The organism is Streptomyces sp. NPDC047974 (genome assembly GCF_040653375.1).
GTDB lineage: Bacteria > Actinomycetota > Actinomycetes > Streptomycetales > Streptomycetaceae > Streptomyces.
In genome coordinates this window covers 275,547-299,745 of record NZ_JBEZNU010000003.1, presented here as the reverse complement: position 1 = coordinate 299,745, position 24,199 = coordinate 275,547, and the positions used below count along the sequence as shown (strand labels likewise).

Annotated in this window: 19 protein-coding genes, 1 tRNA gene and 1 pseudogene; 9 read left to right on the top strand and 12 right to left on the bottom strand. The window is 72.3% G+C overall.

Annotated features, from left to right (window positions below):
• From AB0E19_RS07115 to AB0E19_RS07095, 5 genes and pseudogenes are all read left to right on the top strand, one after another.
• Positions 1-252: pseudogene (locus tag AB0E19_RS07115) on the top strand (branched-chain amino acid ABC transporter substrate-binding protein); the annotation flags it as partial.
• 155 nt (positions 253-407) lie between these two features.
• The gene (locus AB0E19_RS07110) at positions 408-1,337 is read left to right on the top strand and encodes a branched-chain amino acid ABC transporter permease (RefSeq protein WP_360600560.1); all 930 of its coding nucleotides are present in this window, start codon (positions 408-410) and stop codon (positions 1,335-1,337) included.
• Between the two features lie 5 nt (positions 1,338-1,342).
• Positions 1,343-3,190, top strand: a complete 1,848-nt coding sequence (locus AB0E19_RS07105) for a branched-chain amino acid ABC transporter permease (protein ID WP_362174563.1) — start codon at positions 1,343-1,345, stop codon at positions 3,188-3,190.
• 3 nt (positions 3,191-3,193) lie between these two features.
• On the top strand, positions 3,194-4,210 hold the full coding sequence (locus AB0E19_RS07100) for an ABC transporter ATP-binding protein (protein WP_362174560.1): 1,017 nt from the start codon (positions 3,194-3,196) through the stop codon (positions 4,208-4,210).
• Positions 4,207-4,923, top strand: coding sequence for an ABC transporter ATP-binding protein (locus tag AB0E19_RS07095; protein WP_043219280.1), 717 nt, complete (start codon positions 4,207-4,209; stop codon positions 4,921-4,923). The genes AB0E19_RS07100 and AB0E19_RS07095 overlap by 4 nt, the downstream gene beginning before the upstream one ends.
• Before the next feature lie 69 nt (positions 4,924-4,992).
• On the opposite strand, the gene AB0E19_RS07090 is transcribed toward AB0E19_RS07095, so the two are convergent.
• Positions 4,993-5,646 carry a response regulator gene (locus tag AB0E19_RS07090; protein WP_362174557.1) on the bottom strand — a complete coding sequence of 218 codons (654 nt, stop codon included), beginning with the start codon at positions 5,644-5,646 and terminating at the stop codon, positions 4,993-4,995.
• 115 nt (positions 5,647-5,761) lie between these two features.
• Here AB0E19_RS07090 and AB0E19_RS07085 point away from each other — a divergent pair.
• A tRNA-Leu gene (locus AB0E19_RS07085) sits at positions 5,762-5,834 on the top strand.
• A 28-nt stretch (positions 5,835-5,862) separates the two neighbouring features.
• Here AB0E19_RS07085 and AB0E19_RS07080 read toward each other — a convergent pair.
• The 4 genes from AB0E19_RS07080 to AB0E19_RS07065 form a co-directional block, all read right to left on the bottom strand.
• Entirely contained in the window at positions 5,863-6,588 is a 726-nt protein-coding gene (locus AB0E19_RS07080) for an aspartate/glutamate racemase family protein (protein ID WP_362174554.1), read from the bottom strand.
• Positions 6,589-6,614: 26 nt separating this feature from the next.
• Positions 6,615-8,108 (bottom strand): NCS1 family nucleobase:cation symporter-1, encoded by a 1,494-nt coding sequence (locus AB0E19_RS07075; RefSeq protein ID WP_362174552.1) that lies wholly within the window; start codon positions 8,106-8,108, stop codon positions 6,615-6,617.
• 296 nt (positions 8,109-8,404) lie between these two features.
• On the bottom strand, positions 8,405-9,832 hold the full coding sequence (gene pyk / locus AB0E19_RS07070; RefSeq protein ID WP_362174549.1) for a pyruvate kinase: 1,428 nt from the start codon (positions 9,830-9,832) through the stop codon (positions 8,405-8,407).
• Between the two features lie 147 nt (positions 9,833-9,979).
• On the bottom strand, positions 9,980-10,663 hold the full coding sequence (locus AB0E19_RS07065) for an SIMPL domain-containing protein (RefSeq protein ID WP_362174546.1): 684 nt from the start codon (positions 10,661-10,663) through the stop codon (positions 9,980-9,982).
• A 146-nt stretch (positions 10,664-10,809) separates the two neighbouring features.
• Here AB0E19_RS07065 and AB0E19_RS07060 point away from each other — a divergent pair, with 146 nt between their 5' ends.
• Positions 10,810-12,606 carry a 5'-nucleotidase C-terminal domain-containing protein gene (locus AB0E19_RS07060; protein ID WP_362174543.1) on the top strand — a complete coding sequence of 599 codons (1,797 nt, stop codon included), beginning with the start codon at positions 10,810-10,812 and terminating at the stop codon, positions 12,604-12,606.
• Between the two features lie 16 nt (positions 12,607-12,622).
• Here the strand turns inward: AB0E19_RS07060 and AB0E19_RS07055 are convergent, their stop codons facing one another.
• The 6 genes from AB0E19_RS07055 to AB0E19_RS07030 form a co-directional block, all read right to left on the bottom strand.
• Positions 12,623-14,035 (bottom strand): SidA/IucD/PvdA family monooxygenase, encoded by a 1,413-nt coding sequence (locus tag AB0E19_RS07055; RefSeq protein ID WP_362174540.1) that lies wholly within the window; start codon positions 14,033-14,035, stop codon positions 12,623-12,625.
• Positions 14,032-15,423, bottom strand: a complete 1,392-nt coding sequence (locus tag AB0E19_RS07050) for an aminotransferase class V-fold PLP-dependent enzyme (protein WP_362174537.1) — start codon at positions 15,421-15,423, stop codon at positions 14,032-14,034. The genes AB0E19_RS07055 and AB0E19_RS07050 overlap by 4 nt, the downstream gene beginning before the upstream one ends.
• A gap of 102 nt (positions 15,424-15,525) precedes the next feature.
• On the bottom strand, positions 15,526-18,012 hold the full coding sequence (gene pepN, locus AB0E19_RS07045) for an aminopeptidase N (protein ID WP_362174534.1): 2,487 nt from the start codon (positions 18,010-18,012) through the stop codon (positions 15,526-15,528).
• Positions 18,013-18,093: 81 nt separating this feature from the next.
• Complete coding sequence (locus AB0E19_RS07040; RefSeq protein ID WP_362174530.1) at positions 18,094-19,083, bottom strand: asparaginase domain-containing protein; 990 nt, start codon at positions 19,081-19,083, stop codon at positions 18,094-18,096.
• Complete coding sequence (locus AB0E19_RS07035; protein WP_362174527.1) at positions 19,083-19,409, bottom strand: chorismate mutase; 327 nt, start codon at positions 19,407-19,409, stop codon at positions 19,083-19,085. Before AB0E19_RS07035 ends, AB0E19_RS07040 begins: the two co-directional genes overlap by 1 nt.
• An 11-nt stretch (positions 19,410-19,420) precedes the next feature.
• On the bottom strand, positions 19,421-20,308 hold the full coding sequence (locus AB0E19_RS07030; RefSeq protein ID WP_362174524.1) for an AraC family transcriptional regulator: 888 nt from the start codon (positions 20,306-20,308) through the stop codon (positions 19,421-19,423).
• 94 nt (positions 20,309-20,402) lie between these two features.
• Between AB0E19_RS07030 and AB0E19_RS07025 the strand changes: the two genes are divergently transcribed.
• Positions 20,403-22,154 (top strand): glycoside hydrolase family 35 protein, encoded by a 1,752-nt coding sequence (locus tag AB0E19_RS07025; RefSeq protein ID WP_362174521.1) that lies wholly within the window; start codon positions 20,403-20,405, stop codon positions 22,152-22,154.
• A gap of 63 nt (positions 22,155-22,217) precedes the next feature.
• On the opposite strand, the gene AB0E19_RS07020 is transcribed toward AB0E19_RS07025, so the two are convergent.
• Positions 22,218-23,003: a serine protease gene (locus AB0E19_RS07020; protein ID WP_362174518.1), complete on the bottom strand. Its 786-nt coding sequence runs from the start codon at positions 23,001-23,003 to the stop codon at positions 22,218-22,220.
• Positions 23,004-23,196: 193 nt separating this feature from the next.
• Here AB0E19_RS07020 and AB0E19_RS07015 point away from each other — a divergent pair, with 193 nt between their 5' ends.
• Positions 23,197-24,102 carry a hypothetical protein gene (locus AB0E19_RS07015; RefSeq protein WP_362174516.1) on the top strand — a complete coding sequence of 302 codons (906 nt, stop codon included), beginning with the start codon at positions 23,197-23,199 and terminating at the stop codon, positions 24,100-24,102.
• Positions 24,103-24,199 lie beyond the last annotated feature (97 nt).

Here is a 24,199-nt window from a genome sequence, read left to right as displayed (position 1 = left end):
GGCGGTTACTCCTACGACTCGACCTGGGCCCTCATCGAGGCCGTCAAGAAGGTCGTCGACGGCAACGGCGGCAAGCTCCCCGAGGACGCCCGCGCCAAGGTCGTCGAGGCCGTCCAGGGCGTCTCCTTCGACGGTGTGACCGGCAAGGTCGCCTTCGACGAGTTCGGTGACACCACCAACAAGCAGCTGACCGTCTACCAGGTCAAGAACGGCGCCCACACGCCGGTCAAGTCCGACACCTTCGGCGAGTGACCGAGGACTTCGGCGGCTGATCCTCAGCTCCACCCACTCAGCACCACCAGCACCACCCAGCACCATTCAGCACCACCTTTCACCGCGCGGGGGGCCGCACACCACAGGCACCCCGCGCGGTGTCATATCCGTCGAAAGTCTCGGAGGACAATGCGGTGAACGAACTGCCGCAGCAGCTGGTCAACGGCCTGCTACTGGGATCCATGTACGGGCTGGTCGCCGTCGGCTACACGATGGTCTACGGCATCGTCCAGCTCATCAACTTCGCCCATGGCGAGATCTTCATGACCGGCGGCTTCGGGGCCCTGACGGTCTGGCTCATCCTGCCCGGCGGCACCAGCATGTGGGTCGCGCTGCCCCTCATGATCATCGGTGCCGTGATCGTCGCGACGACCATAGCCGTCGGAGCGGAACGTTTCGCCTACCGTCCGCTGCGCGGCGGCCCGCGTCTCGCCCCGCTCATCACGGCCATCGGCCTCTCGCTCGCCCTGCAGTACGCGGTCTGGGTCTGGTACCCGGAGGCGAAGTCCGCCCGGACCTTCCCGCAGATCCCCGGCGGCCCGATCGAGCTCGGCCCGGTCACCATCCAGACCGGTGACGTCTTCCTGGTGATCGCGGCCCCGATCTGCATGGCCTTCCTCGCCTTCTTCGTCATGCGCACCCGCACCGGGCGCGGCATGCAGGCCACGGCGCAGGACCCGGACACCGCGAAGCTCATGGGCGTCAACACCGACCGCATCATCGTGATCGCGTTCGCCCTCGGCGCCGTCTTCGCCGCCGTCGGCGCCGTCGCGTACGGCCTCAAGTACGGCGTCGTCGACTACAAGATGGGCTTCCTCCTCGGACTCAAGGCGTTCACCGCCGCCGTCCTCGGCGGCATCGGCAACATCTACGGCGCCATGATCGGCGGCCTCGTCCTCGGCGTCGCCGAGACCATGGCCACCGCCTACGTCGACCAGATCCCCGGTATGGAGCAGCTCGGCGGCCAGTCCTGGGCCAACGTCTGGGCCTTCGTACTCCTCATCGTCGTCCTCCTCGTCAGGCCCCAGGGTCTGCTCGGCGAGCGCGTCGCGGACAGGGCGTGAGCACCATGACCACCATCTCCGAGAACCCCCAGGCACCCGCCGCCGCGGAGACCGTGAAGACCGCCGACCGTGGTCTCATCGGCTTCCTGCCCGAGCGGGTGGCCCGCGCCGTCGTCCTCGGCGGCTCCGTCCTCACCGTCGCGAGCTGCTTCCTCGCCTGGACCTGGGACTCCAGCTTCCCGGGTGACCTCACCGTGTACGGCTACCCGGCCGGCCTCCAGCTCCAGGTCCTGGCGCTCGGTGTCCTGACCACCCTCTTCGCCCTCTCCTCGTACGGGGTCAAGGGCCTCGGCTGGCTGACGCCGGCCGGCGCCGACGGCGCGGTCAAGCTCGGCGCGCTGGCCTCCTTCGGCACCGCCTGGTTCACCGTCATCGCGATCAGCGTCGAGCTCGGCGGGCTGGTCAACCTGGAGCCCGGTGGCTTCGTCCTGGCGGTGGTCACCCTGGTCACCCTGCTGGCCGCCCTGGACCTGCCCTTCAAGCGTCCGGCCGTGCTGCCGGTCGACCCGGAGGACACCGGCTGGGACCAGTTCAAGCACCAGGCCGGCAACGGCTGGGCCTCCTTCCGGGCCTCCTTCTCCGCCCCCCACCCGGTGAAGAAGCTCCCCCCGCTGCCCTCCGCCGTGGAGATCCTGATCATCGCGGGTGTCCTCGCGGTGGCGCTCGGCGTCTTCACCTACGGCATCGGCACCGAGTACGACGAGCTCTTCCTCGGCTTCCTGATCACGGCCGGTCTCGGCTTCTCCGCGGTCGGCGCCTCCGGTCTGCTCAAGCAGGCCACGCAGCTCACCGCGAAGCACCAGAACCTGTCGATCGCGGGCGCGTTCATCGCCGCGGCGCTGTTCCCCTTCACCCAGACCGACGACCAGTACGCGACGCTCGGCGTCTACATCCTGATCTTCGCCACGGTGGCCCTGGGCCTGAACATCGTCGTCGGCCTCGCGGGTCTGCTCGACCTCGGCTACGTCGCCTTCCTCGGCGTCGGCGCCTACGCGGCGGCCCTCGTCTCGGGCGCCCCGACCTCGCCGTTCGGCGTGCACTTCCCCTTCTGGGCGGCGATCCTGGTCGGCGCCGCGGCCTCGGTGGTCTTCGGCGTCCTGATCGGCGCCCCGACACTGCGGCTGCGCGGCGACTACCTCGCCATCGTGACGCTCGGCTTCGGTGAGATCTTCCGCATCACCGTGATGAACACCGACGGCACCTCCGGCCCGGACATCACCAACGGCTCCAACGGCATCGCGTCCATCCCGAACCTGAACCTCTTCGGGTTCGACTTCGGCCAGGCGCACACCATCGCCGGCTTCACCATCGGCCGCTTCGCCAACTACTTCTTCCTGATGCTGCTGATCACGGCGGTCGTCGTGCTGGTCTTCCGGCGCTCCGGCGACTCCCGCATCGGCCGCGCCTGGGTCGCGATCCGCGAGGACGAGACCGCCGCGCTCGCGATGGGCATCAACGGCTTCCGGGTGAAGCTGGTGGCCTTCGCGCTCGGCGCCGGTCTGGCCGGTCTCGCCGGCACGGTGCAGGCCCACGTCACCTACACGGTGACCCCGGAGCAGTACCTCTTCGCCGGTCCCATCCCGCCCAACTCCGCCTTCCTGCTCGCGGCCGTCGTCCTCGGCGGCATGGGCACGATGAGCGGCCCGCTGGTCGGCGCGGCCCTGCTCTTCCTCATCCCGAACAAGCTCCAGTTCATGGGCGAGTACCAGCTCTTCGCCTTCGGCGTCGCGCTCGTCCTGATCATGCGCTTCCGTCCGGAGGGCATCGTCGCCGACAAGCGGCGGCAGCTGGAGTTCCACGAGCACGACGAGCAGCCGGCGCCGGACGCTACGCCCGCCAAGGCAGGTGCCTGAACCATGACGACGACCACCACCAAGGCCGACGCCACCGCGGAGCCGGCCGCCCGAGAGACCGTGCTCGACGCGCGCGGGGTCACCATGCGCTTCGGCGGTCTGACCGCCGTCCGCGACGTGAACCTGACCGTCAACGCCGGCGAGATCGTCGGTCTGATCGGCCCGAACGGCGCCGGCAAGACGACCTTCTTCAACTGCCTGACCGGTCTGTACGTGCCCACCGAGGGCGAGGTCCGCTACAAGGGCCAGGTCCTGCCGCCGAAGTCCTTCAAGGTCACCGCGGCCGGCATCGCCCGTACCTTCCAGAACATCCGTCTCTTCAACAACATGACGGTCCTGGAGAACGTGCTCGTCGGCCGGCACACCCGCACCAAGGAGGGCCTCTGGTCCGCCCTGCTGCGCGGGCCGGGCTTCAAGCGGGCCGAGGCGGCCTCCGAGAAGCGGGCGATGGAGCTCCTGGAGTTCGTCGGGCTCGCGGAGAAGGCGCAGCACCTCTCCAAGAACCTGCCGTACGGCGAGCAGCGCAAGCTGGAGATCGCCCGCGCCCTCGCGAGCGACCCGGGCCTGATCCTGCTCGACGAGCCGACCGCCGGCATGAACCCGCAGGAGACCCGGGCGGCCGAGGAACTCATCTTCGCCATCCGGGACATGGGCATCGCCGTCCTCGTCATCGAGCACGACATGCGCTTCATCTTCAACCTGTGCGACCGGGTCGCCGTGCTCGTGCAGGGCCAGAAGCTGATCGAGGGCGACAGCCAGACCGTCCAGAGCGACGAGCGGGTCATCGCCGCGTACCTCGGCGAGCCGATCGAGGACACCCCGGCGCCGAAGGCCGACGCTCCCGAGGCTCCGGAAGCCCCGGAAGCCCCGGAAGCCGCGGAGGCCCCCGAGGCCGAGGAGACCGAGGAGACCCCTGAGGCCGAGGAGACTCCCGAGGCTTCGGAGGACGAGGACGACACCCCGGCGGACGCGGCGGACGCCGTGAAGGACGCCGCTCCGGGCAAGGAGAACGACGCATGACCGCACTGCTCGAAGTCGAGGACCTGCGCGTCGCCTACGGAAAGATCGAGGCCGTCAAGGGCATCTCCTTCTCCGTGGAGGCGGGCGAGGTCGTCACCCTCATCGGCACCAACGGCGCCGGGAAGACCACCACCCTGCGGACCCTCTCCGGGCTCCTCAAGCCGGTCGGCGGCCAGATCAAGTTCGAGGGCAAGTCCCTCCGCAAGATCCCCGCGCACAAGATCGTCTCGCTGGGTCTGGCCCACTCCCCCGAGGGCCGGCACATCTTCCCGCGCATGACCATCGAGGAGAACCTGCTCCTCGGCGCCTTCCTCCGCAAGGACAGCGCCGGCATCGCCAAGGACGTGCAGCGCGCCTACGACCTCTTCCCGATCCTGGGCGAGCGTCGCAAGCAGGCGGCCGGCACGCTCTCCGGCGGTGAGCAGCAGATGCTCGCCATGGGCCGGGCGCTGATGTCCCAGCCGAAGCTGCTCATGCTCGACGAGCCCTCCATGGGTCTGTCGCCGATCATGATGCAGAAGATCATGGCGACGATCGCCGAGCTGAAGGCCCAGGGCACCACGATCCTGCTCGTCGAGCAGAACGCCCAGGCCGCGCTGGCGCTCGCGGACCACGGTCACGTGATGGAGATCGGCAAGATCGTGCTCTCGGGCACGGGCGGCGACCTCCTGCACGACGAGTCGGTGCGCAAGGCGTACCTCGGCGAGGACTGAGCCGCACGCACACGAGGAGGCCCGCCCCGCATCGCGCGGGGCGGGCCTCCTGCCGTGTGCCGGTGCGGGCTACTGCCCCTTGGCGGCCTTCTTCTCCTCGGCGTCCTCGATGACGGCCTCGGCGACCTGCTGCATGGACATGCGGCGGTCCATGGAGGTCTTCTGGATCCAGCGGAAGGCGGCCGGCTCGGAGAGGCCGTACTGGGTCTGGAGGATCGACTTGGCGCGGTCGACCAGCTTGCGCGTCTCCAGGCGCTGGCTGAGGTCGGCGACCTCCTGCTCCAGGGCGCGCAGCTCGGCGAAGCGGGAGACGGCCATCTCGATGGCGGGGACGACGTCGCTCTTGCTGAAGGGCTTGACCAGGTAGGCCATGGCGCCGGCGTCGCGGGCGCGCTCGACGAGGTCGCGCTGGGAGAAGGCGGTGAGCATGAGGACCGGGGCGATGGACTCGCCGGCGATCTTCTCGGCGGCGGAGATGCCGTCGAGCTTGGGCATCTTCACGTCCAGGATGACCAGGTCGGGGCGGTGCTCGCGGGCGAGCTCGACGGCGGTCTCGCCGTCGCCCGCCTCGCCGACGACCGTGTAGCCCTCCTCCTCCAGCATCTCCTTGAGGTCGAGGCGGATCAGCGCCTCGTCCTCGGCGATGACGACTCGGGTGGTCAGCGGCGGGACGTGGGATCCGTCGGCGTCGTCGGCGGGCTGGGGCGACTCGGGGGCGGTCACGCGGGCTCCTCGTTCCATGGCCTCGTTCCGAGGCGGATACAGCTCCCCATGAGCCTACCCACCTCCTGTAAGGTAGGGGCACGGCGGGTGATCATGACCCTTGCTTTCAAAGGAAGCCCCGGTAGCCCAGCGGTAGAGGCAGTGGTCTCAAACACCATCCAGCGTGGGTTCGAATCCCACCCGGGGCACATTACCTTTGATTCCTAGGAATGAGACTTATCGGCCCCTCGGGGGCCAGTTGAGGATCGCCTTCGGTCGCGGCGGCGCGTAGGTGCGCACCTTCGAGGTGGTCAGACCGAGCCGTACGAGGGACTCGGCGACGGTCACCGCGGCGCTGACGCCGTCCACGACGGGGACGCCGGTGCGCTCCACGACCCGTTCGGCGAGGCCGGCCATGCCACCGCAGCCCAGACAGATCACCTCGGCCCGGTCGTCCTCGACGGCGCGCACGGCCTGTTCGACGATCGCCTCGACGGTGGCCTCCTCGTCCTCCTCCAGGGCGAGGACCGGCAGCCCGCTGGCGCGGACGGAGGCGCAGCGGGCGCCGAGGCCCGCGACGTGCAGCCGCTCCTCGATCAGCGGGACCGTGCGGTCGAGGGTGGTGACGACGGAGTAGGCGCGGCCCAGGTACAGGGCGGTGGTCGCGGCGGCCTCGGTGATGTCGACGACGGGGACGTCGAGGATCTCCTGGAGGCCCTCGCGGCCGTGTTCGCCGTAGCCGGCCTGGATGACGGCGTCGAAGGGCTCCGGGTAGGCGCGGACGGCCTCCATCACGGCGACGGCGGCGAGGTAGCTCTCGTAGTTGCCCTCGACGGACTCGGCGCCGAAGGCGGGGGTGAGGGGGACGATCTCGGTGCCGGGGGAGGCGGCGGCCGCCGCCTGCCTGCCGATGGCGTCGGTGATCGAGGCCGTGGTGTTGACGTTGACGACGAGGATGCGCATCGGGTGACTTTCGGTGGGAGGGTGGTTCATTCGGCGGCGACGGCGATGGCCTCGCCGTCCACGTCGCGCATGGGGGCGGTGCGGTCGGCGACGACCGCGTAGACGGCGGCGCCGAGGAGTGCGCCGACGAACCAGGAGAAGCCGGCGACGGCGTGGAAGTACGGGACCAGGGCGACGGCCACGGCGATCGCGGCGCTGGGGACGAAGGCGGCGACGGCGCGCGGGTTGAAGCCGCGGCTGTAGTGGTACTCGCCGGCCGGGTCCTCGCTGTACAGGTCGGGGACGTTGACCCGGGCCTTCCGCAGCAGCCAGTAGTCGGCCATGATCACGCCGAAGAGCGGGCCGAGGAGGGCGCCGAGTCCGCCGAGGAAGTAGTTGACGACGACCGGGCTGTCGTAGAGGTTCCACGGCAGGATCACCAGGCCGACGACGGCGCTGACCACGCCCGCCCGGCGGAAGTTCAGCCGGCGCGGGAAGAGGTCGATCAGGGCGTAGATCGGCGCCACGAAGTTGGCGAGCAGGTTGACCGCCACGGTGAGGGCGATCAGGGCCAGCGAGGCGACCGCGAGGAGCGCCATGTTCGGGATGGTGCGGACGATGTCGGTGGGGCTGGTGATGATCCGGCCGTCGAGCTTGAACTGGGCGCCGCTGAGGACGACGACGATCACGGCGAAGAAGAGCATGTTCACCGGGATGCCGATGACGTTGCCGCGGACGATCGAGGAGCGGCTGCGGGCGGAGCGGGTGAAGTCGCAGAAGTTCAGGACGAAGGTGCCGTAGATGACCACCCAGAGGGCGGCGGCCTGGAGGATCTGGAGCCACATCTCGCCGCCCGAGAGCGGGGCGTCGACGGAGAAGGAGATCGAGCCGTCGGCCCGGACGAACATCCAGACGGCGAGGGCGCACATGGTGATCAGGGTGGTCGGCGCGGCGAAGGCCATGTAGCGCCGGATCATCTGCATGCCGTAGCTGACGATGACGAGCTGGACGGCCCAGAGGGCGAGGAAGGTGATCCAGCCGAGGGCGGACTGGCCGAGGAAGGAGCCCTCGTCCAGGGAGCGCAGGCCGGGGAACATCGCGATCAGCAGGGCGCCGAGGACGGTGGAGGCCAGATAGGTCTGGATGCCGAACCAGGCGATGGCGACGATGCCGCGGACGGCGGCGGGGATCTTGGCGCCCCGGATGCCGAAGGCGATGCGGCTCATGACCGGGAAGGGGACGCCGGTCTTGTGGCCCATGAAGCCGGAGAGCGTGAGCAGCAGGAAGAGCAGGACCGAGGCGAGGACGAAGGCCGCCAGGATGCCCCAGACGTCGAGGCCGAGGGCGAAGAGGCCGATGGCGAAGGCGTAGTTCCCGAGGCTGTGGACGTCGTTGGCCCAGAGGGTGAAGACGTTGTACGCGCCCCAGCGCCGTCCCTCCTTCTTGGTGGGGGCCAGGTCGTAGGTGTAGAGGACGGAACTGGTGGTTGCGTCGGCGGGCGTCGCGGTCCCGGGCGGCCGGGTGGAGTCCAGGGCGGTCATCAGGGGCCCTCACAGGTGCTCTGGGGTCGCCGCGGGACGGTGGGGTGCGTCGCGGAGGGGGGTGCGGCGCGTGGCAGGGGGGTCCCCGGCGACCGGTGGAGGTTGGGGGCGGTCATTCGGATGTTTCCACCAAGTGGAAGCCGATTTCCGTGCGACAGAACGTAGTTTTCGCCGAGAGGAGCCGTCAAGGGTTCCCGGACCGTAACTTCAAAATGGCATGCCATTTCTCCGGGAACGCCAGAGCCCCGCCACCAGGAGTGGTGGCGGGGCTCTTTTCGGTATACCGTCGCGCTCTCCTACGAGAGCGGGTCTCCGATGTGGTGGACGCGGACGAGGTTGGTGGAGCCGGAGACGCCGGGCGGCGAGCCGGCCGTGATCACCACGACGTCGCCCTTCTTGCACCGGCCGATGCGGAGCAGCTCCTCGTCGACCTGGGCGACCATGGCGTCGGTGGAGTCGACGTGCGGGCCGAGGAAGGTCTCGACGCCCCAGGTGAGGTTGAGCTGCGAGCGGGTCGCCGGGTCCGGGGTGAAGGCGAGCAGCGGGATCGGCGAGCGGTAGCGGGAGAGCCGCCGGACGGTGTCGCCGGACTGGGTGAAGGCGACCAGGAACTTGGCGCCGAGGAAGTCGCCCATCTCGGCGGCGGCCCGGGCCACGGCGCCGCCCTGGGTGCGCGGCTTGTTCCGCTCGGTCAGCGGCGGCAGGCCCTTGGCGAGGACGTCCTCCTCGGCGGCCTCCACGATCCGGCTCATGGTGCGGACCGTCTCGATCGGGTGGCGGCCGACGCTGGTCTCGCCGGAGAGCATCACGGCGTCGGTGCCGTCGATGACGGCGTTGGCGACGTCGGAGGCCTCGGCGCGGGTGGGCCGGGAGTTGTCGATCATCGAGTCGAGCATCTGGGTGGCGACGATGACCGGCTTGGCGTTCCGCTTGGCGAGCTTGACCGCGCGCTTCTGGACGATCGGCACCTGCTCCAGCGGCATCTCGACGCCGAGGTCGCCGCGGGCGACCATGATGCCGTCGAAGGCGGCGACGATCTCCTCGATGTTCTCGACCGCCTGCGGCTTCTCGATCTTGGCGATGACCGGGAGGCGGCGGCCCTCCTCGTCCATGATCCGGTGGACGTCCTCGACGTCCCGGGCGGAGCGGACGAAGGAGAGGGCGATGACGTCGGCGCCGGTGCGCAGCGCCCAGCGGAGGTCCTCGACGTCCTTCTCGGAGAGGGCGGGGACGGAGACGGCGACGCCCGGGAGGTTGAGCCCCTTGTGGTCGGAGACCATGCCGCCCTCGACGACCCGGGTGTTCACCCGGGGGCCGTCGACGGAGGTGACCTCCAGGGTGACCCGGCCGTCGTCGACGAGGATCCGCTCACCGGCGGTGACGTCCCCGGCGAGGCCGGCGTAGGTGGTGCCGCAGCAGTGGCGGTCGCCCTCCGTCGGCTCGACGGAGATGGTGAACGCGTCGCCGCGTTCAAGGAGTACCGGCCCCTCGCGGAAACGGCCGAGCCGGATCTTCGGGCCTTGAAGGTCGGCGAGGACACCGACGCTGCGGCCGGTCTCGTCGGCCGCCTTGCGGACCCGCCGGTATCGCTCCTCGTGCTCGGCGTAGGTGCCGTGGCTGAGGTTGAGGCGGGCCACGTCCATGCCGGCCTCGATCAACGCCTTGATCTGGTCGTATGTTTCGGTGGCGGGCCCAAGGGTACAAACGATTTTCGCTCGGCGCATGAGTCGAGCCTAGGGCCTTACCCATCAGTAGCCGCGGGGTCCCGCATGACTACTCAACAACCTTTCTGTGAAACGTTGTTGACAAGACTTGAATCTGTGCGCCGGAGTGCTCCGATGAGCGATTTTCGCGCCTCCGGGCGCCTCGTCTCAGAGTGCGGGCGGCAGCATCGTGAAGCGCGCGACGACCTCGGCGGTCACCGTCCGGCGCTGCGGTTCGAGGTCGAGCGTGGAGGCCTCGCCGGGCTCCTCCGCCGCGTAGGCGGTGAGCACCGGGGAGAAGCCGCCGCCCAGCTGCGCCCCCGGCTCGGGCAGTCCGGCGTCCGACAGTTCGAGGAGTGAGCCCAGCGAGGTGTCCAGCGCCTCCGCGTAGGCCCGCGCCCGCCGCACCGCCTCCGTCACCGCGAGCCGGCGCGCCTCCGCGTACGCCTCCGAGTCCTGGCGCAGCTCCCACCACGGGCCGTACACCTCGACCTGCTCCCGGTCGGCGAGTTCGGGCACCAGCTCGCCGAGGGCGGTGAAGTCGGTGAGCTCGGCGGTGATCCGCACGTGCCCCTGGTGGATCCGGGTCCGCTCGCCCTTCCCCCGGCGCGGCCGCTCCGGGGCGATCGAGAAGCCGCCCGTCTCCAGCTTGGCCACGGCCGCCCCGCGCGCCTTGATCAGGTCGAGGACCTCGGCGTTGCGCCGGGTGAGGTCCGCGAGGACCGGGGCCCGGTCGATGCCGCGCGCCGAGACGGTCACCGCGATGCGGGCCAGTTCCGGCTCGACCTCGATCCGCCCCTCGCCACGGACCGTCACCTGCGGCGTCTCGGGGGTGGGGTGGGGGTGCGTCACGGCGGGCTCCTCCGGACCGGGGATCGGTGGCATACGAACACTTTCCCACTCCGTAACCCGAAAGGGCTGTTGCCCGCGAAAGGTCTGAGCCAGAATCTACGCGCGTTGTGCACCGAGGCAGCGCCACGGAACAAGGAGAGACACACATGCCGCTGAACCGCCGGACCTTCCTGGAGAGCTCCGCCGCCCTCGGGGCCGGGGCCGCCCTCACCGCCGGGGCCGCCGGGACCGCCGAGGCCCACGGAACCCGCCCCAAGCCGGCCAAGCGGTACTCCTTCACCGTCATGGGCACCACCGACCTGCACGGCAACGTCCTCAACTGGGACTACTTCACGGACAAGGAGTTCGACGACAAGGCCCACAACGACGTCGGCCTCGCCAAGATCTCCACCCTGGTGAACCAGGTCCGCGCCGCCAAGGGCCGCCGCAACACCCTCCTCATCGACGCCGGCGACACCATCCAGGGCACCCAGCTCTCGTACTACTACGCCAAGGTCGACCCGATCACCCGCCAGGGCGGCCCCGTCCACCCGATGGCCCAGGCCATGAACGCCATCGGCTACGACGCCGCCGCGCTCGGCAACCACGAGTTCAACTACGGCATCCCGGTGCTGCGGAAGTTCGAGGAGCAGTGCGACTTCCCGCTGCTCGGCGCCAACGCGCTCGACGCGAAGACGCTGCGCCCGGCCTTCCCCCCGTACAGCATGCACCGGCTGCGCACCCCGCACGGCAAGGACGTCCGCGTCGCGGTCCTCGGCCTGACCAACCCCGGCATCGCCATCTGGGACAAGGCCAACGTCAACGGCAGGATGGTCTTCCCCGGCCTGGAGGAGCAGGCCGCGAAGTGGGTGCCGAAGCTGCGCTCCATGGGCGCCGACGTCGTGATCGTCTCCGCCCACTCCGGCTCCAGCGGCACCTCCTCGTACGGCGACCAGCTCCCCCACGTCGAGAACGCGGCCGGCCTCGTCGCCGAGCAGGTCCCCGGCATCGACGCGATCCTCGTCGGCCACGCCCACACCGAGATCCCCGAGTACCGGATCGCCAACAAGGAGACCGGCAAGGAGGTCGTCCTCTCCGAGCCGCTCAAGTGGGGCCAGCGCCTCACCCTCTTCGACATCGACCTCGTGTGGGAGAAGGGCCGCTGGACGGTGGAGAAGGTCGCCGCCCAGGTCCTCAACTCCAACACCGTGGAGGAGGACCCGGAGATCACCGGGCTGCTCGCCGACGAGCACAAGAAGGTCGTGGCCTACGTCAACACCGTCATCGGCACCTCCACCGCCGTCATGACCACGGCCGACGCGCCGTGGAAGGACGAGCCGATCATCGACCTGATCAACGTCGTCCAGGCCGAGACCGTGAAGGCGGCCCTGGCCGGCGGCGCGTACGCGGCCCTGCCGGTGCTCTCGCAGGCCTCCTGCTTCTCCCGCACCGCCCGCATCCCGGCCGGCGAGATCACCATCAAGGACGCCGCCGGGCTCTACCCCTTCGAGAACACCCTGGAGGCCCGCCTGATGACGGGCGCCCAGCTGAAGGAGTACCTGGAGTACTCGGCGAAGTACTACGTCCAGACCCCGGCGGACGCCCCCGTCGACACCGCGAAGCTCACCAACGCGGACAACACCCCGGACTACAACTACGACGCCGTCTCCGGGCTCGCCTACGACATCGACATCGCCAAGCCGGCCGGGCAGCGGATCACCGGCCTCTCCTTCGAGGGCAAGCCGCTCGACCCGGCCGCGCGGTTCGTCCTCGCCGTCAACAACTACCGCGCCAGCGGCGGCGGCGCCTTCCCGCACGTCGCCAAGGCCGAGCAGCTGTGGGCGAACTCGGACGAGATCCGCAACACGATCATCCAGTGGGTGCAGGCCAAGGGCACGGTCGACCCGGGGCGGTTCGCGTCCGTGGACTGGAAGCTGACCCGGGACGGCGTCCCCGTCTTCTGAGAGCCCGGCCCGGGGCTCAGTGCTCCACGAGAGGCGTCAGCTTCCGTTCCTGCGACGGGATGCTCGGCGCCTCTCGCGCCACCAGGCCGAAGCTGGTGAAGGCGGTCCGGCGCGGCAGCGGGTACGGCTCCTTGCCGGTCACCGCGTTGAGGATCACCGCGCTGCGCCAGGCCGCGAGCCCCAGGTCGGGGGCGCCCACGCCATGGGTGTGGCGCTCCGCGTTCTGCACGTACACCGCGCCGGTGACGGACGGGTCGAGGACCAGCCGGTAGTGCTCGTCGATCCGCGCCCGGCCCGCCGCGTCGTGCCGCAGGTACGGGTCGAGGCCGGCCAGCATCCGGTCGACCGGGCGCTCCCGGTAGCCGGTGGCGAGGACCACGGCGTCGGTGGTGAGCCGGGACCGGGTGCCCTGCTGGACGTGCTCCAGGTGCAGCTCGACCTGGGTGGTGGCGACCCGGCCGGCCGTGCGGACCCGCACCCCGGGGGTGAGGACGGCGTCCGGCCAGCCGCCGTGCAGGGTGCGGCGGTAGAGCTCGTCGTGGACGGCGGCGATCGTCTCCGCGTCGATCCCCTTGTGCAACTGCCACTGGCGGGGCATGAGTTCACCCCTGACCTGCTCGGGCAGGGCGTGGAAGTAGCGGGTGTAGTCGGGGGTGAAGTGCTCCAGGCCCAGCTTCGAGTACTCCATCGGCGCGAAGGCCTCGGTGCGGGAGAGCCAGCTGATCCGCTCGGCACCGGCCGGCCGGCCCCGCAGCAGGTCGAGGAAGACCTCGGCGCCGGACTGGCCCGAGCCGATGACGGTGACGTGCCCGGCGGCGAGCAGCGACTCCCGGTGGGCGAGGTAGTCGGCGGCGTGGATCACCGGGACGCCGGGGGCGTCGGCGAGCGGGCGCAGCGGCTCGGGGACGTAGGGCTCGGTGCCGACGCCCAGGACCACGTTCCGGCTGTAGGCGCGGCCGAGGGCGGCGGCCTCGCCGTCCGGGTCGAGCTGGGTGAAGTCGACCTCGAAGAGGCGCCGTTCGGGGTTCCAGCGCACGGAGTCGACCTGGTGGCCGAAGTGCAGGCCGGGCAGCCGCTCGCTGACCCAGCGGCAGTAGGCGTCGTACTCGGCCCGCTGGATGTGGAACTTCTCCGCGAAGTAGAAGGGGAAGAGGCGCTCCCGGCTCTTCAGGTAGGCGAGGAAGGACCAGGGACTGGCCGGGTCGGCGAGGGTCACCAGGTCGGCGAGGAAGGGCACTTGGAGGGTGGATCCCTCGATGAGGAGGCCCGGGTGCCAGTGGAAGGCCGGGCGCTGCTCGAAGAAGCTCGCGGCGATGCCGCCGGGGACGCCGTCGGCGAGGGCGGCGAGCGAGAGGTTGAACGGGCCGATGCCGACGCCCACCAGGTCGTGCGGGCGGTCGAGGTCCTGCTGGGGGGTGCTGCCGGTCATCGGTCGGTGCTGCCTTCCACGAGTGCCGCGAGGGTGAGGGTGACGAGCCGGTCCAGGTCGTCGGGGGTGGTGTGGGGGTTGAGGAGGGTGGCCTTGAGCCAGAGCCTGCCGTCGGCCTCGGCGCGGCCGAGGACGGCGCGGCCCTGGGCGAGGAGCCGGCGGCGGACCCCGGCGACCGCCGCGTCGTCGGCGCCGGCCGGGCGGAAGAGGACGGTGGTGAGGACGGGCCGGTCGCGGAGTTCGAGCTCCGGGTGCTTCTCCACCAGGTCGGCGAGGTCCCGGGCGCGCTCCACGCACCGGTCGACCAGGGCGCCGAGCCCGGTCCTGCCGAGGGCGCGCAGGGTGACGGCGGCCTTGAGGACGTCGGGGCGGCGGGTGGTGCGCAGGGAGCGGCCGAGGAGGTCGGGGAGGCCGGCCTCGGTGTCGTCGTCGGCGTTGAGGTAGTCGGCGGTGTGGGCGAGGGCGGCGAGGTCGCCGCTCTCGCGGACGGCGAGGAGCCCGGCGGCGACCGGCTGCCAGCCGAGCTTGTGCAGGTCGAGGGTGACGGTGCGGGCCCGGTCCAGGCCGTCCAGGAGGTAGCGGTGGGCGGCGCTGAGGAGGACCGGGCCGCCGTAGGCGGCGTCGACGTGCAGCTCGGCGCCGTGCGCGGCGCAGGCGTCGGCGAGGGCGGGCAGCGGGTCGATCAGTCCCTCGTCGGTGGTGCCGGCGGTGGCGGCGAGGAGGACCGGCCCGTCCTGGGCGGCGAGGACCCCGGCGGTGGCCTCCGGGTCGAGGACCCCGCGCGGGGTGGGGACGGTGACCGGCTCGGGGAGGCCGAGGAGCCAGGCGGCGCGGCGGACGGAGTGGTGGGCGCGTTCGCCGGTGACGGTGGTGAGGCCGGGGCCGTGCCGCTCGCGGGCGAGGAGCAGGGCGAGCTGGTTGGACTCGGTGCCGCCGGTGGTGACGAGCGCGTCGGGCCGGTCGGCCGCCGGGAAGACCTCGGCGGCGAGCGCGGCGGTCACCTCGGCCTCCAGGGCGGAGGCGGCCGGGGCCTGGTCCCAGGAGTCCATCGAGGGGTTGAGCGCGGCGGCGGCCAGGTCGGCGGCGGCGGCGAGGGCCAGCGGCGGGGTGTGCAGATGGGCGGCGCACAGCGGGTGCGCGGGGTCGGCGGCGCCGGCGGCGACCAGGTGCACGAGGGTGCGCAGCGCCTCGTCCGCTCCGGTCCCGGTCTCGGGGAGGACGTCTCCGAGGGCGGCGCGCACGCGTGCCGTGACGGCCGCCGGTCCGCCGGGCGGCAGCGGCCCGCCGCGTTCCTCGGCGCCGGTGCGCAGCGCGTCCAGGGTGATGCCGAGGAGTCGGCTGAGCGGGGTGGGCTGGGCGGCGAGGGGCGGCGGGGGTGCGACACGCATGGACGACAGGGTGCCGGGGCCGGTGCGCCGCTGTCCGGGGAGTCGGGGGTTGTGACCCGAACGAGGGACGGCACCCCGGTGCGGGGTGCCGTCCCGTCGGCATCAGCCCTGGCGGACGCGCAGGGCGCGGGCGAGGTCGTCGAGCTGGTCGACGAGCTTGCGCCGCAGGGCCGGGATCATGGCGTCGTCGGCGAGCCGGCGTTCGCCGAGGGCGAGGGAGTCGGCGTCGATCGCGTACGCGGGGAAGGCGTACCGGCCGGCGGCCTCGGCCATCGCGGGGCCCCGGCGGTCGCCGAGCGCGGCGGCGGCGTCGTAGAAGCGCTCGACGTACTCGCCGACCAGGTCGGTCTGTTCGGGCTGCCAGAAGCCGAGGGCGGTGGCGGTGAAGAGGTAGTTCGACAGGTCGTCGGAGTCGAACATGGCGGCCCAGGCCGCCGCCTTGGCGGCCGGGTCGGGCAGCGAGGCGCGGCAGCGGGCCGCGCCCTCCTGGCCGGTGGCGCTGGGGTCGCGCTCCAGCTCGGCGGCGATGGCGGCCTCGTCGGTGGCGCCGAGGACGGCGAGCCGGGCGAGGATCCGCCAGCGCAGCTCCGGGTCGAGCTCGGGGCCGCCGTGGACGGTGCCCTCGTCGAGCCAGGAGGCGATCTGGTCGGGGGTGGTGGCGCTGTCGATGAGGGCGCGGACGGCGGTGAGGCGCAGTCCGGGGTCCTCGCCGTCCTCGGTGCGGCGGAGCAGGGCGCGGGCGATCTCGCGGAGGGTGGCGAGGGCGGCGGAGCGCTGCTCCCCGGAGACGTACCGGTCGGCGACCTGCTGCCGGGCGAAGGCGAGGACGCCCTGGACGACGCCGAGTTCGGTCTCCTCGGTGAGGTGGGCGAGGGCGGCCTCCAGGTAGTCGGCGGGGGCCAGTTCGCCGTCGCGGACCATGTCGCGGAGGCTGTTCCAGACGACGGCGCGGGTGAGCGGGTCGGGGATACGGGCGAGGCCGCGGAGGGCGGACTCCTCGGAGACCTCGTCGAAGCGGAGCTTGGCGTAGCTGAGGTCGCCGTCGTTGACGACGACGAGGGCGGGGCGGGGGCCGGTGAGGCGGGCGGGCTCCTGCTGCGGGACGTCGAGGGCGACGCGCTCGCGCAGCGCGAGTTCGCCGTCGGGGCGGCGGTCGTACAGGCCGGCCTCGATGCGGTGGGGGCGGCTGCCGGCGCGGTCGACGGTGAGCTCCCAGTGGCTGCCCTCGCCGGTGAGCCGGGGGGTGAGGGTGTCGACGCCGGTGGTGCGCAGCCACTGCTCGGCCCAGGCGTGGACGTCACGGTCGGTGGCGGCGGCGAGGTTGTCGATGAAGTCGGCGAGGGTGGCGTTGCCGAACTTGTGGCGCTTGAAGTGGATGTTGATGCCGGCGAGGAAGTCGGCCTCGCCGAGCCAGGTGACGAGCTGGCGGAGGGCGGAGGCGCCCTTGGCGTAGGAGATGCCGTCGAAGTTGAGGAGGGCGGAGGCGGTGTCGGGGACGGCCTCGGGGTCGGGGGCGACGGGGTGGGTGGAGGGGCGCTGGTCGGCGTCGTACCCCCAGGCCTTGCGGGCGACGCCGAAGTCGATCCAGGTGTCGGCGAAGAGGTCGGAGCAGGCTTCGTTGACGGTCTGGTAGCCCATGTACTCGGCGAAGGACTCGTTCAGCCAGATGTCGTCCCACCAGCGGAGGGTGACGAGGTCGCCGAACCACATGTGGGCCATCTCGTGGGCGATGACCATGGCGCGGGTCATCCGCTCGGTGGCGGTGACGGCGGAGCGGAAGACGAACTCGTCGCGGAAGGTGACGAGGCCGGGGTTCTCCATGGCGCCGGCGTTGAACTCGGGGACGAAGGCCTGGTCGTAGGAGTCGAAGGGGTAGGGCTCGTCGAACTTCTCGTGGAAGCGGTCGTAGCAGGCCTTGGTGACGGCGATGATCTCGTCGGCGTCGGCGTCGAGGTAGGGGGCCAGCGAACGGCGGCAGTGGATGCCGAAGGGCAGTCCGGCGTGCTCGGTGCGGACCGAGTGCCAGGGTCCGGCGGCGACGCAGACGAAGTAGGTGGAGAGCGGCGGGGTGGTGGCCGCGGTCCAGCGGCCGTCGTCCTGCTGCTCGGTGATGCCGTTGGAGAGGACGGTCCAGCCCTCGGGGGCGGTGACGGCGATGTCGAAGACGGCCTTCAGGTCGGGCTGGTCGAAGGCGGCGAAGACGCGCTGGACGTCCTCCATGAAGTGCTGGGTGTAGACGTAGGACTCGCCGTCGGTGGGGTCGAGGAAGCGGTGCATGCCCTCGCCGGTGTGCGAGTAGCGCATGGTGGCGGTGAGGGTCAGTTCGTGCTCGCCCTCGGCGAGGTCGAGCGGGAGCCGGTTCTCGACCAGCGCGGCGGGGTCGAGCGGCTTGCCGTCGAGGGTCGCGGAGTGCAGGGTGTCCGGCTTGACTTCGACGAAGGTGGACCCGGCGGCGCGGGCGGTGAAGCGGATGCGGCTGGTGGACCCGAAGGTCTCGTCGCCGTCGGTGAGGTCGAGGTCCACCGTGTAGTGGTGGACGTCGAGCAGCTGGGCACGGGTCTGCGCTTCGTCGCGCGTCAGTACGGACATGGGCCCTATGCTGCCCGATCGTCCGGTCGGCGGGCAGGGGTGACGACGATCCGTCCCGGTTCGGGTGGGCTTCCGGGTGGGTCAGGCGAGGCCGGTGCCGTCGAGGTGGGCGAAGGCGGCGGTGATCCGGGGCCGGTCGTAGCCGGCGGGGCCGGCGGCGCCGCTGGAGACGAGGGCGGCGAGCAGCAGCCGGGCCTTGGCGGGGTCGAGCGGGCCGGCCGGGATCAGGCCGTGGTGGAGGAGGTCGTGCTCGGAGCCGGGGCCGCGGTAGGTCTCGGTGAGGCCGGTGCCCGCTCCGGTGCGGGAGGCGAGGACGACCGGGATGCGGCGGGCGAGCTCCGCGAGGGGTTCGACGAGCCAGGAGGGGGCGTGGCCGGCTCCGAAGGCGGCGACGACGAGGCCCTGGAAGCGGTCGTCGACGGCGGAGAGGAGTTCGCCGCGGTCGCCGAGGGCGAGGGTGAGCAGGGCGATCCGGACCGCGGGGTCGTAGGAGAGCCGGCAGGGCGCGGTGGGCACGGCGGGGCGGAGCAGGATCCGGGGGGTGCCCTCGACGACGGTGCCGAGGGGGCCGGCGCCGGGCGAGGCGAAGGTGGCGACCGAGGTGGTGTGGGTCTTGCGGGCGTGCCGGGCGGCGTGGATCTCGTCGGCGAGGACGACGAGGACGCCGAGACCCCGGCAGGCCGGGTCGGCGGCGACGGCGAGGGCGGCGGCGAGGTTGGCGGGGCCGTCGGCGCCGGGCAGGTCGGGGCGGCGCATGGCGCCGGTGACGGCGATCGGGGCCCGCTCGGTGGGGCAGAGCAGGTCGAGGAGGAAGGCGGTCTCCTCCAGGGTGTCGGTGCCCTGGACGACGACGACGCCGGAGCCGGCGGCGACCGTCTCGTTCACCTCGGCGGCGAGGGCGGCGAGGTCTTCGGGGGCGAGGGAGGAGGAGGGGAGCCGGCGGAAGTCGCGCAGCTCGACGTCCTCGGGGGCGCCGAGGGCCGCGAGGACCTCGGGGCCGGTCATCCGGGCCGCGTCACCGCCTCGCGCGGAGATGGTCCCTCCGAGGGTGAAGACCGTGACGCGGGCCATCAGCGTGCTCCGTCCGCGATCGTCTCGTGGTGGCGGATGACCTCGGCGATGATGAAGTTGAGGAGTTTCTCCGCGAAGGCCGGGTCCAGTTTGGCGCTCTCGGCGAGTTCCCGCAGCCGGGCGATCTGGCGGGCCTCGCGGGCCGGGTCGGCGGGCGGCAGCTGGTGCTCGGCCTTGAGGACGCCGACCTGCTGGGTGCACTTGAAGCGTTCGGCGAGCATGTGGACGACGGCGGCGTCGATGTTGTCGATCGACTCGCGCAGCCGGGTCAGCTCGGCTCGGACGGCGGGGTCGATGGCGCGGGAGTCGTTCCTGGTGTCGCTCATGGTCAGCGAGCCTAGCCGGAGTGCCCGGTGAGGGTGGGCGGGTGTTCGGGATCCGGTACGCGGTCGCTCCAGCCGCCGTGGACGGCGCGGCCCTGCTGCTCGCGGAAGCGGACGGGGGCGAGTCCGACCCTTCGGGTGAAGAGGCGGGAGAAGTAGGCGGGGTCGTCGTAGCCGACGCGGCGGGCGACGGAGGCGACGGGCAGTTCGGTGGCGGCGAGGAGTTCCTTGGCGCGGCCGAGGCGGACGGTGAGCAGGTAGTCCTTGGGGCTGCAGCCGGCGGCGCGGCGGACGGCGGCGCGCAGCTCGGCGGCGGTCATGCCGTGCCGGGCGGCGTGTTCGGCGACGGAGAGCGGCTGGAAGGCGTCGCGGGCGAGGCCGGTGAGGACGGGGTCGCCGTCGGCGTCGGTGTCGGCGCGGGCGCGGCGCAGGGCGACGAGGAGTTCGTGGACGGCGGCGGCGGTCTCGACCTCCAGGAGGGGGTTGCCGGGGCGGGCGGCGCGGGCGATGCGGCCGATGGCGGCGCGGGCGGGGCCGGCGTCGGCGAGGGGGACGACGGGCCGCTCGGGTTCGATGTAGCCGAGTTCGGTGTAGGTGGCGGCGGCGGGTCCGGTGAAGTCGACGAAGGACTCGTCCCAGCCGGTGGCGGGGTCGGCGCCGTAGTGGTGGGGGACGCCGGGGGTGAGCCAGAGGAGGGCGGGGGCGGCTACGGGGGTGGTGCGGCCGTCGGCGGAGCGGTACCAGCCGCCGCCGGCGGAGACGAGGACGGCGACGTGGTGGTCGAGGGTGCGGGGGCCGACGACGGGGAGGCGGCCGTGCTGGAGTCCGACGCCGAGGCAGACGAGGCCGAGGCGGTGGTGGACGGGGCCGGGCGTGAAGTAGCGCATCCAGGTGTGGTACATCCGCCGGCCCGCCCCTCCGCGCGCTGTCTAACGTCCAAACTGCGACGATCTTTGTCCATGGACCGGCCCGCCGCCAGGGGGCGAGGGTGAGGCCATGAGCACGTTCGCCGTGGGTGACGAGGACTTTCTGCTCGACGGACGGCCGGTGCGGCTGCTGTCGGGGGCGCTGCACTACTTCCGAGTGCACGAGGGGCACTGGGAGCACCGGCTCCGGATGCTGCGGGCGATGGGCCTGGAGTGCGTGGAGACGTACGTGCCGTGGAACCTGCACGAGCCGGAGCCGGGCCGGTGGGCGGATCCGGAGGCGCTGGGCCGCTTCCTGGACGCGGTGGCGGCGGCGGGGATGCGGGCGCTCGTGCGCCCGGGCCCCTACATCTGCGCCGAGTGGGAGAACGGGGGGCTTCCGCACTGGGTGACGGGGCCCCTCGGCCGGCGGGTGCGGACCCGGGACCCGGAGTTCCTGGCGCCGGTGGAGCGGTGGTTCCGGCGGCTGCTGCCGCAGGTGGTGGCGCGGCAGGCGGACCGGGGCGGGCCGGTGCTCATGGTCCAGGTGGAGAACGAGTACGGGAGTTACGGGAGTGACGCCCGCTATCTGGAGTGGCTGGCGGGGCTGCTGCGGGAGTGCGGGGTGACGGTGCCGCTCTTCACCTCGGACGGGCCCGAGGACCACATGCTGACGGGCGGTTCGGTGCCGGGGGTGCTCGCGACGGCGAACTTCGGCTCGGGCGCGGAGGAGGGGTTCGCGGCGCTGCGCCGGCACCGGCCGTCGGGGCCGCTGATGTGCATGGAGTTCTGGTGCGGCTGGTTCGACCACTGGGGCACGGAGCACGCGGCGCGGGACGCGGCGGACGCGGCGGGGGCGCTGCGGGAGGTCCTGGAGTGCGGGGCGTCGGTGAACGTCTACATGGCGCACGGGGGCTCGAACTTCGGCGGCTGGGCGGGCGCGAACCGCTCGGGCGACCTGCACGACGGCCGGCTGCTGCCGACGGTGACCTCGTACGACTACGACGCCCCGGTGGACGAGTGGGGCCGGCCCACGGAGAAGTTCCACCGCTTCCGGGAGGTGCTGGCGCGGTACGCGGCGGGCCCGCTGCCCGAGCCGCCGGAGCCGCCCGCGCGCCTCGCGGCGCCGGTGCGGGCGGTCGTGGCGGAGTGGGCGCCGCTGGACGCGGTCCTGGAGGCGCTGGGCGGCGAGGAGGCCGGGGCGGGGGCGCCCCCGTCCTTCGAGGAGCTGGGCGTGGACCGGGGCGTGGTGCGCTACCGCTTCTCCGTGCCGGGTCCCCGGCAGCCGTATCCGCTCGCGGTGACGGGGCTGCGGGACCGGGCGCAGGTGTGGGTGGACGGCGTCTTCGCCGGGGTGCTCACGGAGGAGGACGCGGTGCTGCCCGAGCCGGTGGCGGGGCCCGCCGTGGTGGACGTGTGGGTGGAGTCCCTGGGCCGGGTGAACTACGGGCCGCGGCTCGCCGAGCCGAAGGGGATCACCGGCGGGCTGCTGCACGAGCGGCAGTACGTGCACGGGGTACGGGCCCGGGGACTGCGCCTGGACGCGTTCACGGCGGAGGCGGTCGGCGGCCGGGTGCCGTTCGCCGGCGTCCCGGGGGCCGCGGGCCGGGGCCTGTACCGGGCCTCGGTGGAGGTGGCGGGCGCGGGGGACGCGGAGCTGCGGCTGCCGGGCGCGGGCCGGGGCTTCGTCTGGGTGAACGGCTTCTGCCTGGGCCGCTACTGGCCGTCGGCGGGCCCGCAGGTGGGCCTGTTCGCGCCGGGCCCCGTGCTGCGGGAGGGGACGAACGAGGTGTGGGTGCTGGAGCTGGAGGGCGACGGGCCCGGGGGCGTGGAGCTGAGCTGAGGGGGGGGACGGGGTGGGGCCCCGGGGCGCTGTGCCGCCCCGGGGCCCCGGTCCTGGGGTGGGTTACAGCGTGGCGGCCGCGGACTTGATCGCGGCGGCGAAGGTCGAGACCTCCGTGTAGACGCCGGGGTAGCCGGCCCGCGCGCAGCCCTCGCCCCAGCTCACGATGCCGACCTGGATCCAGGCGCCGGCGTTGTCCTTGCGGAACATCGGGCCGCCGGAGTCGCCCTGGCAGGTGTCGACCCCGCCCTGGCTGTAACCGGCGCAGATCTCCTCGGACGGGACCAGGTCGCTGCCGTACGAGGCCTGGCAGGAGGCGTCCGAGACGAAGGGGACGTTGGCCTTGAGGAGGTAGCGCTGCTGCGCGCCGCCCTCGCGGGCCGCGCCCCAGCCGGCCACGGTGAAGGTGCCGCTGTTGTACGCGGTGGTCTCGGCGATCTTCAGGGTGGGCAGCGAGGTGATGGGGCTGGCGAGCTTGATGAGCGCCCAGTCCTTGCCCTTGCCGTTGTAGCCGGGGGCCTGGAGGACCTTGGTGGACTTGACCTTGATGGCGCTGCTCGACTGGAGGTCCACGACGCCGGCGGTGGCGGTGATGGAGGTGTTGTTGCCGGAGCCGCTGACGCAGTGGGCGGCGGTGAGGACGATCTGCGGGCTGATCAGGGAACCGCCGCAGCCCATGGAGAGCCGGACCATCCAGGGGAACTCTCCCTGGGCGGCGCGGGTGCCGCCGACGACCGGCGCGGGGGCCGCGGTGGCGGTGGAGGCGGGCTGGAGGCTGAGCGCGGCGAGCGCGACGGCGCCGGCGGCGGCGAGTTTCTGCAGGGTGCGGACGAACCTGTTCTTCTGCACGGTCTGCCTTCTTTCGTGGGGGGTGGTGCATGGGGGGTGCGGCTACGACGGTGGGTCGCGCACGCCCCGCTTACTGACATGCGCCCGTCAAGCCATGTCCGGATTATGGACAGCTTCAACTGCCGCCACAAGGAAGCCTTTTCGGCCAGAAGCCGTGTCCGGACCGTACAGTGGGAGACGGGGGTGAGGGCGCATGACGGACCGTCACGGGGCCGACCGGGTCCGCGAGGACACCCATGGGGTGGAGCACGGCTTCCCCCACCGGGAGGCCGTACGGGCCTCGCTCACCGCCCTCTACCGCCGCCTCGGACCCACCGGCGTCCACCGCTATCCGACCAGCGTGACCGCCGCCGACGTGGCCCTCCACCCCGGCGAGGACCCGCTCCTCGGCGCCACCCGCGTCGCCGGGGTCCTGGTCCGCCACCTGCGCCTTCCGGAGGCCCGGCTGGTGGTGTCGTTCCGGACGATGGAGCACGCCGCCACCGTCGAACTCGCCGCGGGACCCGAGTACTTCGTCGAACTCAACGAACGCTTCCGCGGCCGCCCCCGGGACATCGGCGCCGCCCTCGCCCACGAGACCACCCACGTCCTGCTGCACCGCCTCGGCCTGGGCTTCCCCGACGGGGAACGGAACGAGATCCTCACCGACGTCGTGACCGCCTACCTCGGCGCGGGCTGGCTGCTTCTCGACGCCTTCCGGCAGGACGGCGTCGAGAGCCAGAAGCTCGGCTACCTCACCCCGGAGGAGTTCGGCTGGGTGCTCGCCCGGCGCGCCGAGCTCTTCGGCGAGGACCCCTCGCCGTGGTTCACCGGCGCGGCGGCGTACGAGGCCTGGCGGCGCGGCCGGGCGGAGGCGCGCCGGGAGCGGCGGCTGCCGCCGCTCGCCGCCGCCGGCTGGACGGCCCGCCGCCGCTACGCCCACGACCGCCGCCTCGGCCGCGCCGCCCCCGACGCCCCGTACGCCTTCACCGGCGGCGCCCCCGCGACCGGCGTCACCTTCCCCTGCCCGGTCTGCCACCAGCGCCTGCGCATCCCGACCGGACGGACCGTACGGGCCCGCTGCCGGCTGTGCGAGACGGTCCACGACTGCGCCGGGTGACCTCGCGGCACCTCCGGCCGTTCCGTGGTGGGCAATCGTTCCGCAGGGGCTGGGGGTCCCCCCTGGACGAAGTCCTCGGGGGAGGGTGGGCACAACG

Excerpts from the sequence above, each read along its gene's own strand:
- pepN (WP_362174534.1), bottom strand. The coding sequence starts at position 18,012 with ATGTCCGTACTGACGCGCGACGAAGCGCAGACCCGTGCCCAGCTGCTC.
- pyk (WP_362174549.1), bottom strand. The coding sequence starts at position 9,832 with ATGCGCCGAGCGAAAATCGTTTGTACCCTTGGGCCCGCCACCGAAACA.
- AB0E19_RS07105 (WP_362174563.1), top strand. The coding sequence starts at position 1,343 with ATGACCACCATCTCCGAGAACCCCCAGGCACCCGCCGCCGCGGAGACC.
- AB0E19_RS07100 (WP_362174560.1), top strand. The coding sequence starts at position 3,194 with ATGACGACGACCACCACCAAGGCCGACGCCACCGCGGAGCCGGCCGCC.
- AB0E19_RS07095 (WP_043219280.1), top strand. The coding sequence starts at position 4,207 with ATGACCGCACTGCTCGAAGTCGAGGACCTGCGCGTCGCCTACGGAAAG.
- AB0E19_RS07060 (WP_362174543.1), top strand. The coding sequence starts at position 10,810 with ATGCCGCTGAACCGCCGGACCTTCCTGGAGAGCTCCGCCGCCCTCGGG.
- AB0E19_RS07035 (WP_362174527.1), bottom strand. The coding sequence starts at position 19,409 with ATGAGCGACACCAGGAACGACTCCCGCGCCATCGACCCCGCCGTCCGA.
- AB0E19_RS07040 (WP_362174530.1), bottom strand. The coding sequence starts at position 19,083 with ATGGCCCGCGTCACGGTCTTCACCCTCGGAGGGACCATCTCCGCGCGA.
- AB0E19_RS07015 (WP_362174516.1), top strand. The coding sequence starts at position 23,197 with ATGACGGACCGTCACGGGGCCGACCGGGTCCGCGAGGACACCCATGGG.
- AB0E19_RS07080 (WP_362174554.1), bottom strand. The coding sequence starts at position 6,588 with ATGCGCATCCTCGTCGTCAACGTCAACACCACGGCCTCGATCACCGAC.
- AB0E19_RS07055 (WP_362174540.1), bottom strand. The coding sequence starts at position 14,035 with ATGACCGGCAGCACCCCCCAGCAGGACCTCGACCGCCCGCACGACCTG.
- AB0E19_RS07075 (WP_362174552.1), bottom strand. The coding sequence starts at position 8,108 with ATGACCGCCCTGGACTCCACCCGGCCGCCCGGGACCGCGACGCCCGCC.
- AB0E19_RS07050 (WP_362174537.1), bottom strand. The coding sequence starts at position 15,423 with ATGCGTGTCGCACCCCCGCCGCCCCTCGCCGCCCAGCCCACCCCGCTC.
- AB0E19_RS07030 (WP_362174524.1), bottom strand. The coding sequence starts at position 20,308 with ATGTACCACACCTGGATGCGCTACTTCACGCCCGGCCCCGTCCACCAC.
- AB0E19_RS07025 (WP_362174521.1), top strand. The coding sequence starts at position 20,403 with ATGAGCACGTTCGCCGTGGGTGACGAGGACTTTCTGCTCGACGGACGG.